Origin of the sequence: Kribbella deserti, assembly GCF_042434725.1 — a bacterium.
Classification (GTDB): domain Bacteria; phylum Actinomycetota; class Actinomycetes; order Propionibacteriales; family Kribbellaceae; genus Kribbella; species Kribbella deserti.
This window is the reverse complement of the sequence record NZ_JBHLTC010000008.1, coordinates 95,473-110,553: the sequence shown is the minus strand read 5'-3', so window position 1 is coordinate 110,553 and position 15,081 is coordinate 95,473. Positions and strand designations below refer to the sequence as shown.

The 15,081-nt window shown below is 69.1% G+C and carries 12 protein-coding genes; 11 read left to right on the top strand and 1 reads right to left on the bottom strand.

The genetic code is table 11. From position 1 onward, the window contains the following. Positions 1-20: 20 nt before the first annotated feature. Complete coding sequence (gene secA2 / locus ACFFGN_RS07740; protein ID WP_380044652.1) at positions 21-2,567, top strand: accessory Sec system translocase SecA2; 2,547 nt, start codon at positions 21-23, stop codon at positions 2,565-2,567. Positions 2,568-3,154: 587 nt separating this feature from the next. Further along, positions 3,155-4,519 carry a replication-associated recombination protein A gene (locus ACFFGN_RS07735; protein WP_380044651.1) on the top strand — a complete coding sequence of 455 codons (1,365 nt, stop codon included), beginning with the start codon at positions 3,155-3,157 and terminating at the stop codon, positions 4,517-4,519. 8 nt (positions 4,520-4,527) lie between these two features. Here ACFFGN_RS07735 and ACFFGN_RS07730 read toward each other — a convergent pair whose 3' ends face one another. After that, positions 4,528-5,730 (bottom strand): serine/threonine-protein kinase, encoded by a 1,203-nt coding sequence (locus ACFFGN_RS07730; protein ID WP_380044650.1) that lies wholly within the window; start codon positions 5,728-5,730, stop codon positions 4,528-4,530. Positions 5,731-5,921: 191 nt separating this feature from the next. On the opposite strand from ACFFGN_RS07730, the gene ACFFGN_RS07725 reads away from it, so the two are divergent. From ACFFGN_RS07725 to ACFFGN_RS07685, 9 genes are read left to right on the top strand one after another with little or no spacing between them, the layout of a single operon-like run. Then, positions 5,922-6,386 (top strand): DUF948 domain-containing protein, encoded by a 465-nt coding sequence (locus ACFFGN_RS07725; RefSeq protein ID WP_380044649.1) that lies wholly within the window; start codon positions 5,922-5,924, stop codon positions 6,384-6,386. Then, on the top strand, positions 6,383-6,625 hold the full coding sequence (locus tag ACFFGN_RS07720; RefSeq protein ID WP_380044648.1) for a DUF6167 family protein: 243 nt from the start codon (positions 6,383-6,385) through the stop codon (positions 6,623-6,625). The genes ACFFGN_RS07725 and ACFFGN_RS07720 overlap by 4 nt, the downstream gene beginning before the upstream one ends. Before the next feature lie 6 nt (positions 6,626-6,631). Continuing rightward, the gene (alaS, locus tag ACFFGN_RS07715; RefSeq protein WP_380044647.1) at positions 6,632-9,301 is read left to right on the top strand and encodes an alanine--tRNA ligase; all 2,670 of its coding nucleotides are present in this window, start codon (positions 6,632-6,634) and stop codon (positions 9,299-9,301) included. Positions 9,302-9,312: 11 nt separating this feature from the next. Then, positions 9,313-9,759, top strand: a complete 447-nt coding sequence (gene ruvX, locus ACFFGN_RS07710) for a Holliday junction resolvase RuvX (RefSeq protein WP_380044646.1) — start codon at positions 9,313-9,315, stop codon at positions 9,757-9,759. Beyond that, entirely contained in the window at positions 9,756-10,946 is a 1,191-nt protein-coding gene (gene mltG / locus ACFFGN_RS07705; RefSeq protein WP_380044645.1) for an endolytic transglycosylase MltG, read from the top strand. Before ruvX ends, mltG begins: the two co-directional genes overlap by 4 nt. Continuing rightward, on the top strand, positions 10,946-11,779 hold the full coding sequence (locus ACFFGN_RS07700) for a shikimate dehydrogenase (RefSeq protein WP_380044644.1): 834 nt from the start codon (positions 10,946-10,948) through the stop codon (positions 11,777-11,779). The genes mltG and ACFFGN_RS07700 overlap by 1 nt, the downstream gene beginning before the upstream one ends. Then, positions 11,760-13,256, top strand: coding sequence for an FAD-binding oxidoreductase (locus ACFFGN_RS07695; protein WP_380044643.1), 1,497 nt, complete (start codon positions 11,760-11,762; stop codon positions 13,254-13,256). Before ACFFGN_RS07700 ends, ACFFGN_RS07695 begins: the two co-directional genes overlap by 20 nt. Positions 13,257-13,282: 26 nt before the next feature. Then, the gene (locus ACFFGN_RS07690; protein WP_380044642.1) at positions 13,283-14,326 is read left to right on the top strand and encodes a DUF2330 domain-containing protein; all 1,044 of its coding nucleotides are present in this window, start codon (positions 13,283-13,285) and stop codon (positions 14,324-14,326) included. Between the two features lie 11 nt (positions 14,327-14,337). Continuing rightward, positions 14,338-15,036 (top strand): prepilin peptidase, encoded by a 699-nt coding sequence (locus ACFFGN_RS07685; protein ID WP_380044641.1) that lies wholly within the window; start codon positions 14,338-14,340, stop codon positions 15,034-15,036. Positions 15,037-15,081 lie beyond the last annotated feature (45 nt).

Sequence of the window (15,081 nt, the reverse complement as noted above, 5' to 3'; positions counted from 1 at the left end):
GGCTGTACGTTGCGGAGACCATGGCACTGAAAATCACCTCGCGCTTCCGCCGGCTCCTGCAGCGCCCCGGCTCGATCGACCTCGGCCCGTATGAGCGGATGACCGCTGCCATCGCCGAGTGTGAAGAATCGGTCGAGGTCTTGACCGACGAAGAGCTCACCGCGGCGGTCGAGGCGCTGCGTACCGAGGGCGGTCTGGACGAGGACGCCCTGATCGAGTACCTGGCCCTGGCCCGTGAGGCCGCTCGCCGTGCCATCGGCGAGCGGGCCTTCGACGGCCAGCTGGTCGGCGCCATCGCGCTGCTGGGTGGCCGCGTGATCGAGATGGCCACCGGTGAGGGCAAGACCCTGGCCGGCGCCATCGCCGCCGCGGGGTACGCCATCGGCGGCCGCCGCGTCCAGGTGATGGCGGTGAACGACTACCTCGCGCATCGTGACGCGGAGTGGATGGGCCCGGTCTACAAGCTGCTCGGCGTGAGCGTCAGCGCGGTCGGCCAGGCCTCCACGCCGGACGAGCGGCGCGAGGCGTACCAGGCGGAGATCTGCTACGCGCCGGTCAGCGAGATCGGCTTCGACGTACTGCGTGACCGGCTGGTCGCGGATCCGGCCGACCGGGTCAGCGCCAAGCCGGACGTGGCCCTGGTCGACGAGGCCGACTCCGTGCTGATCGACGAGGCCCGGGTGCCCCTGGTGCTCGCGGGCGCGTCGTCCTCGGAGGAGATCGACGACGACGTGGTCGCGCTGGTCCGCACGCTGCGCGCGGGTGTCGACTACGAGATCGACGGCGACGGGCGCTCGGTCGCGCTGACCGACAAGGGCACCGATGTGGTCGAGGCGCATCTCGGCGGCATCGACCTGTACGACGAGGAGAACCTCGACCGGATGACCCAGGTCAACGTCGCGCTGCACGCGGAGGTCCTGCTGCGTCGCGATGTCGACTACCTGGTTCGCGACGGCAAGGTGCACCTGGTCAACACCAACCGCGGGCGGATCGCCAAGCTGCAGCGCTGGCCCGACGGTCTGCAGGCCGCGGTCGAGGCCAAGGAGGCCGTGCCGGTCAGCGAGAGCGGCGAGATCCTCGACAGCATCACCGTGCAGGCCCTGATCACCAGCTACCCCACACTGTGCGGCATGACCGGTACGGCCGTGGTCGTCGGTGAGCAGCTGCAGGAGTTCTACGGCGTCGAGGTGGCGGTTGTGCCGCCGAACAAGCCGAACATCCGCAAGGACGAGCCCGACCGGCTCTACCTGACGGTCAAGGACAAGCAGACCGCGCTGGTCGAGCACATCGCCGAGGTGCACGAGACCGGCCGCCCGATCCTGATCGGTACGCATTCGGTCGAGGAGTCCGAGCAGCTCAGCGAGTTGCTCGAAGCCGCCGAGATCGAGCACGTCGTACTGAACGCCAAGAACGACGCCGAAGAGGCCGCCATCATCGCGGAGGCCGGTGTACCGGAGACGGTCACGGTCTCCACCCAGATGGCCGGCCGTGGTACCGACATCCGCCTCGGTGGTCGCGACGGCAGCCACGACCGGGACCGCGCGATCGAGCTCGGCGGCCTTTACGTCATCGGTACCGGCCGTCACCCCTCCAGCCGGCTGGACGACCAGCTCCGCGGCCGGGCCGGACGCCAGGGCGACCCGGGTGGTTCGGTGTTCTTCGCCAGCCTCGCGGACGAACTCGTCACCCGCTACTCGGTCACGAGTGGTCTCCGCCCGTCGCCGGACTCCGAAGGCCGTCTGACCGACCGCAAGGCGCTCGGCGTACTCGAGCACGCGCAGCGCGTCGCCGACGGCGCGAACCACGAACTGCACCGCAACACCTGGTCGTACCACCGCCTGACCGGACAGCAGCGGGCCATCGTGCTCGAGGTGCGCGAGAAGGTGCTGACCGACGACCTCGCCAAAACCGAACTGGCCGATCGCCAGAAGGAGCGGTTCGACGAGTTGGTCGAGCAGTACGGCGAGGAGGTGGTCGCGACCGCGGCCCGGACGATCGCGCTGCACCACCTGGACCGGCGCTGGACCGATCACCTGGCGTTCCTGGCCGACCTGCGCGAGGGCATCCACCTGCGCTCGCTGGCCGGTGGCATGGTGCACATGAAGCCCATCGACGAGTTCAACCGCTCGGCGATCGAGTCCTTCAACGCGCTGATCGCCGACGCGTGGAACGACGCCGCCGAGACGTTCGCGACGGCCGAGATCACCGCCGACGGGCTCAACGTCGAGGCCAGTGGCGTCGCCCGGCCGACGGCCACCTGGACGTACCTGGTGAACGACAACCCCTTCGGTACCGAGGCCGACCGGATCCTCGGCCGCCTGCGCAACCTGGTCAAGCCCGACGCCCCCGCGATCGAGGACGTCGTACCGTCGGAGGTCGATCTCGACACCGAGTTCGTCGACCTGCCGCCGGAGCTTCGCGACGCCGATGACGACGAAGACGACACCGACGCGGACGCCGGGACCGACGTGAACGCCGAAACCGACGTGAACGCCGAAACCGACGTGAACGCCGGGACCGACGCGGACGAGGACAAGGCCGACACGGACGAGGACAAGAAGAAGTAGCCGCCGGCTCCCTGTCTTCGCGTTCATTCGTCGGAATCCGCCCACAGTCGTCGCTGCGGACCTGCACCTACCGAGTTGTGGCGGCGGCTACCGGGTTGTAGTGCGGCTACCGGGTTGTGGCGTGCCCGCTACCGAGTCTTTGCGCCGCTACCCGGCTGCAGCCAGGTAGCGGCGCAAAGACTCGGCAGTGGATCGTCTCGAGCGACTTATTCCGAGGGTCGACTGTCGGAATGGGGGGTGGACCCGTCAGATTTGGCACGTCGACCCCCGACTTCAAAGGTCGACCCGGTGAAGAGGCGAGGGAAGACCCGCCTTCGCAGGCGCGGAACCACCTCCGACCGATCCGACAGCCCGGTCACTCGCGTGCGCTCGCGACCACTCGCGACCACTCGCGTGCACTCGCGACCACTCGCGACCACTCGCGAATAAGCATGCACGCCTCCGTCGCCTCACCCCTGCCGACGTCACTTGCCGACGTCACTTGCCGAACGTCACCAACGTCCTGACGCAAACTCCGTCACGGCGGTGGCCGAGGGCGGATTGTGACGGATGACCGCAAAGGCGGGGACGGTAGGTAGGCTTGGGTTGTGACCGAAGGTTTGTTCGATTTGCCTGGCGCGCCCGCTCCTGCCCGCGGGGGCGGCAGCCTGTCGGATGCCGATCACACCTCGGCGCCGCTGGCGGTGCGGATGCGCCCGCGCAGTCTGGACGAGCTCGTCGGGCAGCAGCACCTGCTGGCGCCCGGTTCGCCGTTGCGCCGGCTGGTCGAGGGCGATCAGCCGATGTCGCTGCTGCTCTGGGGCCCGCCCGGCACGGGCAAGACCACCATCGCGGCGGTCGTTTCCCACCAGACCAACCGGCGGTTCGTCGAGCTCTCGGCCGTTACCGCCGGGGTGAAGGACGTTCGCCAGGTCATCGACGGTGCCCGCCGGGATCTCGCCCGGCCGGGGCAGAGCGTCGAGACGGTGTTGTTCATCGACGAGGTGCACCGCTTCACCAAGGCCCAGCAGGACGCGTTGCTGCCCGGCGTCGAGAACCGCTGGGTCACGCTTGTCGCGGCCACCACGGAGAACCCGTTCTTTTCGGTCATCTCGCCGCTGCTGTCGCGTTCGCTGCTGCTGACGCTGGAATCACTCACCGATGACGACATCGCGCTGCTGCTCGAGCGGGCGCTGGCCGACGAGCGCGGGCTGAACGGCGAGTTCGAGCTGGCCGAGGACGCGCGGGACCACCTGCTCCGGATGGCCGGGGGAGACGCCCGCCGCGCGCTGACGTACCTCGAAGCCGCCGCGGGCGGTGCCCGGGCGAAGCAGGCCGAGGTGATCGACCTGCCGACGCTGGAAACGGCCGTCGACCAGGCCGCCGTTCGGTACGACCGCGCCGGGGACCAGCACTACGACGTCGCGTCGGCGTTGATCAAGTCGATCCGCGGCTCCGACGTGGACGCCGCCATGCACTACCTGGCCCGGATGATCGCCGCAGGCGAGGACCCGCGCTTCATCGCGCGCCGGCTGGTCATCTCCGCCAGCGAGGACATCGGCATGGGCGATCCGACCGCGCTGGGTGTGGCCGTCGCCGCGGCGGACGCGGTCGCGTTCATTGGTATGCCGGAGGCCCGGATCAACCTGGCCCAGGCGGTAGTGGCGCTCGCGCTCGCGCCGAAGTCCAATGCCGTGATCAAGGCCATCGACGCCGCCCTCGCCGACGTGAAGGCGGGCAAGATCGGGCCGGTGCCGCCGCATCTTCGCGACGCGCACTACGCCGGCGCGAAGAAGATCGGCCACGGCAAGACCTACAAGTACGCCCACGACGACCCACGCGGCGTCGTATCGCAGCAGTACGCGCCCGACGTCGTGGACGGCGCGCGGTACTACGAGCCCACCCGCCGCGGCGGCGAAGCGGCGTATGCGGACCGGCTGGCCAAGATCCGCGAGATCCTCAAGGACCGCTGACCAGACGGTCAGCCTTTGTTCTTACCCTTGCCCTTACCGTTGGCCTTGCCGCTCGATTTGCCCTTGCTGGCATTCGGGCCGGCGTTCTCGGTGCTCGCCTTCACGCTCGGCTTCACCGCGGTGGTGGTCGTCGTACGGCTGACGCGGGTCGCGGTGGTCGGTACGCGCGTCGGCCGGGGCGTCGGCGTACGGCCCGTGGAGGGGTTGGACGGCTTCACCGTGGGCTTGACCGACGGCGTGCTCTGCGCCGGCACCTTCGCATCCTCCGGCACCAGGCCGCCCCGGCCACCCGAATCCAGCATCAGCGCCGTCCCGACCGCCATCGCGAGCGCGAGTGCGCCGCTGACGATCAACGCGCCGGCCTTCGGCGTGACGGTCTTCCGGGCCGGTGGCGCCGCCAGTGCGGAGGGCACGGTCAGATCGTGGCGGGCCCAGCGCACCAGCTCCTCGGCGGTCGGCCGGTCCTCAGCCTCCTTCGCCAGCAGCCGCATCAAGTAGTCCTCGAACGGCCCAGCGAAGGCCGGACGCAACTCACCAGGTGGAACCGGCGGCGTGTGCACGTGCTGGTAGATGATGCCCGCCGGGGTGTCGGCCGTGAACGGCACGTGCCCGGTCATCAACTGGTAGAGCACACAGCCGAGGGAGTACATGTCGGCGGCTGGACCCGTCGGCTGGGCCATCGCCCGCTCGGGCGCGAGGTAGTAGCTGGTGCCGACGATCAGCCCCGCGCTGGTCAGGCCATCGGAATCACCGAACCGGGCGATACCGAAGTCCGCGATCTTGACCGTGCCGTCGGTGGCGATCAGCAGGTTGCCCGGTTTGATGTCGCGGTGGATCACGCCGTGGCGATGGGCTTCCGCAAGCCCGGCCGCGACCTGGCCCGCGACGTCGCGCACCCGGTCCGGCGTGAACGGCCCGTGCCGCTCAAGTTCCTCCGCCAGCGATAAGCCGCTGACCAGTTCCATCACCAGGTACGGATGGTCGTCGTGGTAGCCGAAGTCGTGCACCGAGACGACGTTGGGATGAGCCATCTGGCCGGCCACCCGGGCCTCGCGGCGGAACCGCTCGTGGGCCGACTTGTCCGGGCTGGTCGGCAGCAGCAGTTTGACCGCCACCTCCCGGCCGAGCACCTCGTCGGTCGCGCGCCAGACCTCACCCATCGCGCCACGCCCGAGGGACGTGGTCAACCGGTAGCGATCGGCGACCAGCATGACAAACCTCTTTTCCTCCGGACGGCGCCACCGGTAGAGGCGGACAGGACGCGGGCATGGCGTACGGACCTGGTACCCGACGACATGCCTCTCGCGCGATAAGGTCCCGGTACCGAGGCGTAACGAGACAGCGCCACCATCGGTTACCCCAGGGAATGCACAGAGCTTCGAACGGAAGGTGGATCGAATCCATGAGCGTCGGTGAAGTCGCGGGGCTGATCGCGGCCTGCGCACTGCTCATTCTGGTGGGCCTGCTGGCCTATCCGATCCTGAAGCTCGGCAAGGTGTTCGACGAGACCCGGATCATGGTCAAGGGTGTGTCGGACTCGAGCGTGCCGCTGCTGGGTGAGGTGACGACCACGGTCGCCACCACCAACGCGCAGCTGGCCAAGGTCGATACGATCACCGACAACGCCACCACCGTCACCACGAACGCGGCCGCACTGGCTTCGCTGTTCGCGGCGACGGCCGGCGGGCCGCTGGTCAAGGCCGCCGCGTTCACCTACGGTGTGCGCCGCGCGTTCGGCGAGAGCCAGCGCCGCGATGTCGCCCGCCGGGTGAAGAGCGACATGAAGGCCGAGCGCAAGGCCGGCAAGCGGGCGGGCCGCAGCGCGGCGCCCCGGCAGAACTTCGACAACCCGGAGTCGGTGCTGTGAAGAAGATCTTCTGGTTCATCGTCGGTACGGCGGTGGGCGTCTACGCGGTGACCCGGCTGAAGAAGCGGGCCCAGGTGCTCGCTCCGGAGAGCCTGCAGGCCAGCGCCGAGAAGGTGGCCAGCGCCATCCGGCACTTCGGCGACGAGGTCCGCGCCGGTATGGCCGAGCGCGAGGACGAACTCCGCGAGGCCCTCGGTATCGACACAGCCACCAACGAGCAGCGTGAGGACTTTCGGTAACAACCCATGGAGACAAGCGAGATCCGCCGCAGGTTCCTGAAGTACTTCGAGGACCGCGGTCACACGGTGGTGCCGAGCGCGCCGCTGCCGTCGGAAGACCCGAACCTGTTGTTCGTACCGGCCGGCATGGTGCCGTTCGTGCCGTACTTCGTCGGCCAGCAGACGCCGCCGTACCAGCGCGCCACCAGCGTGCAGAAGTGTGTCCGGACCCTCGACATCGAGGAGGTCGGCAAGACCACCCGGCACGGCACGTTCTTCCAGATGAACGGCAACTTCTCCTTCGGTGACTACTTCAAGGAAGAGGCGATTCAGTTCGCCTGGGACCTGGTCACCAAGTCGCAGGCCGACGGTGGTTACGGTTTCGACGAGTCCGTGCTGTACGCCTCGGTGTACTACGAGGACGACGAAGCGATCGACATCTGGAAGCGGGTCGCCGGACTGCCCGACGACCGGATCGTGCGCCTGGGCATGAAGGACAACTTCTGGTCGATGGGTGTGCCGGGTCCGTGTGGCCCGTGCTCGGAGATCCTGATCGACCGTGGCCCGCAGTTCGGTGCCGACCGTGACTGGGAGGCGGGTGACCGCTACCTGGAGTTCTGGAACCTCGTGTTCATGCAGAACCTGCGCGGTGACGGCCCGGGCAAGGAGGGCTACGAGATCCTCGGCGAACTGCCGAGCAAGAACATCGACACCGGTCTCGGCCTGGAGCGGGTGGCCTACCTGCTGCAGGGCGTCGACAACATGTACGAGATCGACGAGGTCTTCCCGGTGATCGCCCGGGCCTCGGAGCTCAGCGGCAAGAAGTACGGCGAGAACCCGGTCGACGACGTCCGGTTCCGCGTGGTCGCGGACCACGTGCGCAGCGCGTTGATGCTGATCGGCGACGGCGTCACCCCGGGTAACGAGCAGGGCGGTTACGTGCTGCGCCGGTTGCTGCGGCGCGCGGTGCGCTCGATGCGCCTGCTCGGTTACGAAGACCCGAGCCTGCCGGAGCTGCTGCCGGTCAGCAAGGACAAGATGAAGGCGTCCTACCCCGAGCTCGAGCAGGGTTTCGCGCGGATCAGCCAGATCGCGTACGCCGAGGAAGACGCCTTCCGCCGTACGCTCACGGCCGGTACGAGCATCTTCGACCTGGCCGTTTCCAAGCTGAAGGCCAGCGGGGTCACGACCGTGCCGGGCGCGCAGTCGTTCCAGCTGCACGACACCTACGGTTTCCCGATCGACCTGACCATCGAGATGGCGGCCGAGCAGGGCCTGGAGGTCGACACCGAGGGCTTCCGCACGTTGATGGCCGAGCAGCGCGAGCGCGCGAAGGCCGACGCCCGGGCGAAGAAGCTCGGGCACGCGGACACCAGTGGCTACCGGGAACTGCGCGAGCGCGGTATCACCGAGTTCACCGGCTACTCCGAGCTGGCGACCGACTCCCAGGTTCGCGGCATTCTGCGTGAGGGCACGATCGCGCCGGCCGCGGAGCAGGGCGAGATCGTCGAGGTCGTGCTGGAGAAGACCCCGTTCTACGCCGAATCCGGTGGTCAGATCGCCGACGAGGGCCAGATCGTCGCCGACGGCGTCAAGCTGCAGGTGCTCGACGTCCAGCGCCCGGTCAAGGGTTTGATCGTGCACCGCGTCAAGGTCCTCGAGGGCGTGCTGCAGCCCGGCGCCGACGTGCACGCGCAGGTCGACCGCGAATGGCGGATCTCCGCCTGCCAGGCCCACTCCGGCACGCACGTTGTGCACGCGGCCCTGCGCCAGGTGCTCGGCCCGACGGCCCTGCAGAGCGGTTCGTACAACAAGCCTGGGTACCTCCGGCTCGACTTCGCGTGGGGTTCGTCGCTGGACCAGGCCACGCGCAGCGAGATCGAAGAGGTCTCCAACCTGGCGGTTCGCGAGGACCTGCCGGTCTCCGCGGAGTACATGCCGCTGGCGCGGGCCCGTGAGATCGGCGCGCTGGCCCTGTTCGGCGAGACGTACGACGAGGAGGTGCGCGTCGTCGAGATCGGCGGGCCGTGGTCGCGCGAACTCTGCGGTGGCACGCACGTCAAGCACTCGTCCCAGGTCGGCACGCTGACCGTGACGGGTGAGTCCTCGGTCGGTGCCGGCGTACGGCGCCTCGAGGCCTTCGTCGGCATGGAGGCGCTGCGCTTCCTCGGCCGCGAGCGGGCCCTGGTTCGCACGCTGAGCGAGAACCTGAAGGCCCGGCCGGAGGAGTTGCCGGCCCGGATCGCCGACCTGGTCGAGCGGTTGCGGGTGGCCGAGAAGGAGATCGAGAAGGCCCGTGCGGGTCAGGTGCTGGCGGCCGCGGCCGAGTTGGCTGCCAACCCGAAGGACGTGTTCGGCGTCAACTACGTGGGTCACCGCACGCCGGACGGTCTGGGCGGTGGCGACCTGCGCAAGCTGGCGCTGGACATCCGTGGCCGGATGCCGACCGACCGTCCCGCGGTGATCACGATCGCGGGCGTGTCCGACGGCAAGCCGGGTGTGGTGGTCGCGCTCAACGATCTGGCACGCGAGTGGAGGCTGAAGGCGGGTGACCTGGTACGCATCGCGGCCGAGGCGCTCGGTGGCCGTGGTGGCGGTAAGGATGACGTGGCGCAGGGTGGCGGAACCGATCCGGCCGGTGTCGATCAGGCCCTGGCCGCGGTCGAGCACGCGGTCGGTCAGTCCGTCACCGGCTGATACCCCCGCGCATGCGTAGGGGAGTGCGGCTGGCGCTGGATATCGGCGACGCCCGGATCGGCGTCGCCACCAGCGACCCGCACGGAATTCTCGCGACCCCGGTGGAAACGGTTCGCCGGGGTAACGGGGACCTTGACCGGATCGTTATCCTCGTATCCGACCTCGAGGTGTTCGAGATCATCGTGGGGCTGCCCCGGTCGTTGTCCGGCCGGGAGGGTCCCGCGGCGGAGCGAATCCGCGAGGTCACGGCGCAGATCGCCGACCGGATTCCGGGGGTGGCGGTGCGGCTGGTGGACGAGCGGTTCACCACGGTCACCGCTGAACGGATGTTGCGGGAGCGGGGCAAGAAGGGCCAGAAGCGCAGAGCCGTGGTCGACCAGGCCGCGGCCGTGGTCATTCTGCAGCACGCGCTCGACTTCGAGCGGGAGACGGGTAACCCACCGGGGAGCCCGTTGTGACAGTGGACGGGACACCGGTGGACCAAGACGGCGATCTGAACGAAGACCTCGGCCTGCGCCCGGCCAGCCGCGCGGATCGCCGTGCGGAGGTCCGGCGCGTGCGCGCCCGCCGCGGCCGGGGCTGCCTCGCGGTGGTGATCTCGCTGGCAGTCGTCGGCGCGCTGGTGGTCGCGGTGGCGCTGGGCTTCGGCCGGATCCGGGACAAGGTCGACGGCATGTTCGCCGCGCCCGACTACACCGGTCCTGGTACCGGCTCGGTGACCGTCGAAATCGCCAAGAACTCCACCACCAAGGGCATCGCCGAGGCGCTCGAGGCCAAGGACGTGGTGAAGAGCGCGAAGGCCTTCGAGCGGGTCGCCCGCAAGGACGCCGACTCACTGTCGATCCAGGCCGGTACGTACACGATGCGCAAGAAGATGTCGGCCGAGGCCGCTTTGGCGATGATGCTGGATCCGAAGTCGTCGATCCAGGTCCGCCGGGTCAGCATTCCGGCCGGTAAGACGCTGAAGGAGGCCGCCGCGATCCTGCAGAACTCGAAGGCGGCGAAGCTGCCGGCCGGTTCGGTCGCGGCCGCGCTGGCCAAGCCCAGCACGCTCGGTCTCCCGTCGTACGCGCACGGCAGTGCGGAGGGCTTTCTCTACCCGGGCACGTACGACCTGCCGAAGAACGCGACGGCCACGTCGATCCTGCGGCAGATGACCATCGAGTACACCAAGGCCGCGATCAAGCTCGACATGCAGCGGATCGCGCAGCAGGGCGGGGTGGACCCGTGGACCGCGGTGCGGGTGGCGAGCATCGTGGGCGCGGAGACCAACCGCAAACAGGACTATCCGAAGGTGGCCCGCGTCATCTACAACCGGCTCAACGCGAACATGCGGCTGCAGATGGACTCGACCGTGCACTACGTCGCCGGTCGTGACGGGAAGGTGTTCACCACCGCCGAGTCCCGTAACTACGACTCGCCGTACAACACCTACAAGTACCCGGGCCTGCCGCCCGGCCCGATCAACTCGCCGACCGAGGAGTTGCTGCAGGCCGCGCTGCACCCGGCGAAAGGCAACTGGCTGTACTTCACGCTGGTCGACCTGGACACCGGTGAGACGGCCTTCGCCAGTTCGCTCGCGGAGCACCAGCGCAACGTGAACCGGCTGCAGGCCTGGTGCAAGGCGCACAAGGGGCGGTGCTGATGCCGGACCGTTGTGCCGTCCTGGGCCAGCCGATCGCGCACTCGCTGTCCCCGGTGATGCACCGCGCGGCCTACGCCGAGTTGGGCATCGACTGGACGTACGACGCCTTCGAGGTCGCCGAGGACGAGCTCGCGGCCTATCTGGCGTCGGCCGGACCGGACCTGCGCGGGCTGTCGCTGACGATGCCGCTGAAGCGGGTCGCGATCGACCTGGCGGACAAGGTGGATCCCGTCGCGGAGCTGATCGGCGCCGCGAACACGCTGGTGTTCGAGCCGGACGGCAGCCGGTCGGCGTACAACACCGACGTACCAGGCCTGGTCAACGCGTTCGCGGAGCACGGCATCGCCCAGGCCGACAGCGCGGTCATTCTCGGTGGTGGCGCGACGGCCGCCTCGACGCTGGCCGCGATCCGGGGCATGGGAGTGCGCGAGGCGACGCTGGTGGTTCGCGACGCCTCGAAGGCCACCCGCCTGGCGGATCTGGCCGCGGAGCTCGGCATCGCGACAGCGGTGGCGACGTTCGACCAGACCGAGCAGATCGGTGGTTTCGATCTGTGCATTTCGACGCTGCCCGGTGGTGCCGTCGATCCGTATGCCGAGCACTTCGCCGCGGTGGCGCCCGTGGTGTTCGACGTGGCCTATCACCCGTGGCCGACGCGCCTGGCGCAAGTGGCCTACGGGATCGGTACGGAGCTGTTGAACGGTCTTGATCTGCTCGTGCACCAAGCAACTCTGCAAGTGGAGATGATGACGGGTAGGTCGCCCGCGCCTCTGGCGGCCATGAGGTCCGCCGCCCTTGAGGAGCTTGATAACCGTGACCCCGGAGCCCGTTAACCGCCGGACGCTACTGAAGGCCGGTGGCGCGCTCGCCGCCCTGGCCGCCGCCGGTTGCACCGAATCGCCTTCCGGTCATGCGTCGCCTTCGATCGCGCCGATCGCACCCGGTGGTCCGGACGTCGCGGCGGCGCCGGACTGGGCCGGGTTCGGACGTGGGCTGGACGGCAGGTTCTATCGCCCGGGCAGTTCCGGTTATGCGGGCGCGCATCAGCTGTTCAACCCGCGCTTCGACAGTGTGCAACCGGCCGGTGTGGTGAAGGCGGCCACGATCGCCGATATCCGCGAGTCGGTGGCGTTCGCCCGGAAGAACCGCCTGCGCTGTGCGCCGAAGGCCGGCGGCCATTCGTACGTCGGCGCCTCCAGCGTGGCGAACGGCCTGGTGGTCGATATCGGCAACCTGCGGTCGATGTCGTACGCGAACGGCGTGCTGACCGTCGGCGCGGGCGCCCGGCTGTACGACGTACACGCGTTTCTCGACCGGTACGGGCGGTCCCTGCCGACCGGCACCTGCCCGACCGTCGGTGTCGCGGGTCTCGCGCTCGGCGGTGGAATGGGCGTGCACACCCGGGCCTACGGTCTGACCGGTGATCGCATTCTGTCGATGCAGGTGGTGACCGCAGACGGCGTCTTCCGCGCCTGCAGCCCAACGCAGAACGCGGACCTGTTCTGGGCGCTGCGGGGTGGTGGCGGCGGCAACCTCGGCATCGTCACGTCGTTCCGGCTGTCCACGATCCCCGGCGGCCGGCTCGGCATCTTCGTACTCAAGTGGACCCAGGCGCAGGCCGCGGCGGTGATTCGCGGCTGGCAACGCTTCGCGCGCGAGGCGCCGACCACCTCCTGGGCGAACCTGCACCTCGACGCGCGGGCCGACGGCACCATCGCCGTACGGGCCGTCGGCGTCTCCACCACCGGCTCGGCGACGGCCGCCGCGGCGCAACTGGAGTCGTTCGTGGGCGCCCGCGCGTCATCGCGAACCTTCAGCCAGAGGTCGCACCTGGAGGCGGTCCGCTTCCTCGGCGGCGGTACGACGAGCCCGCGCACGGGCTTCACCGCCGGGTCGGACGTGCTGCGTGGCCCGATGGACGCGGCGACGATCAACGGTCTGGTGAACACGGTGAAGGCCCGGGCCCGCGCGGGCAAGACGGCCTCCGCGATTCTCGATCCGCTCGGCGGCCAGGCGGTGAAGGTACCGACGGGTGGTTCGGCCTGGCCGTGGCGGTCGAGCCTCGGCGTCATCCAGTGGTACGTCGGACTCGCGGCGCATCCCACCAGCACGTCCTACAACTCGGCCCGGGCGTGGATCACGTCGGGCCACCGGGCCGTCGCGAAGGCGTCGGCCGGTGGCTACGTGAACTACGTCGAACCCGGGCGGGCGGTTCAGTCTTACTACTCCGGCAGCTGGAACCGGCTTCGCACCATCAAGCGCAAGTACGACCCGGCAAACGTCTTCGGTGGGCCGTACGGGATCAGTTAGGCCCTCCGCGCCCATAGGGTGCGGGTATGCGATGGCGGGTAGTGGCGGGAATCGTGCTGGCGGCGGCCGGCCTGGGTGTGGTGTCACCGGCTTGGGCCTGTGGCTGCGGCGGATACATGCCGGAGCTAGGAGCCGGTACGGCGTCCGAGCGTGCCCGGGTCTATGGCGAACGGGCTCTGGTGCAGCACGCAAACGGCCAGGAGACGATCACGCTCGCGATGACCGTGCGGGGTTCGTCGAAGAAGGCCGCGTGGATCATGCCGGTGCCTTCACAGGCGCGGGTCCAGCTCGGCGATCGGGACCTGTTCGGCCAGTTGGCGATGGCGACCCGGCCGCGCAAGGTGTATCGCACCACCTACTGGCCGTTCCGCGGGTTCCTGAAGGAAATCGGCGGCCGGCGTGACGGAGCTGGCGCGCCCGCTGCCGGCGGTGGCGTCGACGTCCGCCAGCAGATGCGGCTCGGCCCGTTCGAGGTGGCCCGGCTCGGCGCGACCGATCCGACCGCGGTGACGCGATGGCTCGCCACCAATGGATACGTCGTGCCCGACGGGCTGGCGGCCAACCTCGCGCCGTACGTGATGGAGAAGTGGGAGATCATCGCGGTGCGGTTGGCGCCGGAGGACAAGAAGGGCGAGCTGTCGGGGGAGACGCCGCCGTTGCGGCTGAGCTTCGCCTCGGACCGGATCGTTTACCCGATGCGGCTGAGCAAGGGTGCGACCACGCCGCAGACCGTGACGGTGTACGTCGCGACCGGGCACCGGGTGGAGCCGACCGTACTGCCTGATCCGTCCGTTCAGCCTGAGCTGGTTTTTGCGGGCCGGGCCGACGTGGCGGCGCTGTCGTCGATCTACCTGACGGCGTACTCGGTCAAGTACGACCAGCCTGGCCGGATCACGAACGACTTCACTTTCGCGCAGGCGCCGACCGATGACGAGTTCCGGCAGGTGGTCACGATTGAGCGGAACAACCCGGTGCCGGTGACGCTGGCCATTCTGGCGGTTCCGCCGCTGGCCGGGTTGATCGCGATTCTGATCGGCGTTCGGCGGCGTCGTACTGCCCGGCTGCCCTAAGCTGCACCACCATGCAAAGCAATCTGGCCGTGGCTCTGGCCGCCCTTGTGGTGTGCGGTGGCGCCGCGGCCTTCCTGGGGCCCTGGCTGTTCCGCCGGATCCCAGAGCCGGAACTCGACGAGGGCGATACGAAGCTGACGTACCGCTCGCTGGCGACACGGCGGGCCGCGATCTGGTGCGGGATCGGCGGGGCCATCGCGGGCGTTGTACTCGGGCTGAAGCTTGACTGGTCGGCGCCGCTGGCGGCCTGGCTCGCCTTGGCCATCTCGGGTGCCGTGCTCTGCTACGTCGACCTGCGCACGCGGTACCTGCCTTCGGCCATCATCTGGCCGACCTACGCGGTAGTCGCGTTGCTATTGCTCGGAGCCTCCGCAGCCACCGGCGACTGGGGTGCGTTCGGACGAGCGGCTGCAGCGGGTGCGGTCGGCTTCGCCGTGTTCTACCTGCTGTGGTTCGTTTACCCGGCCGGTATCGGCTTCGGGGACGTCCGCCTGTCCGGGCTGCTCAGTGGCGCCCTTGGCTGGCTGGGCTGGAGCGAGATGGTCATCGGCGTGTACGGCGGGTTCGTGCTCGGGGCCGTGCTCGGCGTACTCCTGACGGCTCTGAAGGTTTTCGACCGTAAGGCCTTCGCCTTCGGGCCGTTCATGCTCGTAGGCGCACTAGCGGGTGTCGTGCTGGGAGAGCCGGTAGCGCGCGCGTACCTGGGATGAGGTTGGACTTCATCCTCCGGACGGACGCGAGCCGTTGACGTGCGC

Coding starts and splice junctions, on each gene's coding strand:
- secA2 (WP_380044652.1), top strand. CDS start 21: ATGGCACTGAAAATCACCTCGCGCTTCCGCCGGCTCCTGCAGCGCCCC.
- ACFFGN_RS07730 (WP_380044650.1), bottom strand. CDS start 5,730: ATGCTGGTCGCCGATCGCTACCGGTTGACCACGTCCCTCGGGCGTGGC.
- ACFFGN_RS07725 (WP_380044649.1), top strand. CDS start 5,922: ATGAGCGTCGGTGAAGTCGCGGGGCTGATCGCGGCCTGCGCACTGCTC.
- alaS (WP_380044647.1), top strand. CDS start 6,632: ATGGAGACAAGCGAGATCCGCCGCAGGTTCCTGAAGTACTTCGAGGAC.
- ruvX (WP_380044646.1), top strand. CDS start 9,313: ATGCGTAGGGGAGTGCGGCTGGCGCTGGATATCGGCGACGCCCGGATC.
- ACFFGN_RS07700 (WP_380044644.1), top strand. CDS start 10,946: ATGCCGGACCGTTGTGCCGTCCTGGGCCAGCCGATCGCGCACTCGCTG.
- ACFFGN_RS07690 (WP_380044642.1), top strand. CDS start 13,283: ATGCGATGGCGGGTAGTGGCGGGAATCGTGCTGGCGGCGGCCGGCCTG.
- ACFFGN_RS07685 (WP_380044641.1), top strand. CDS start 14,338: ATGCAAAGCAATCTGGCCGTGGCTCTGGCCGCCCTTGTGGTGTGCGGT.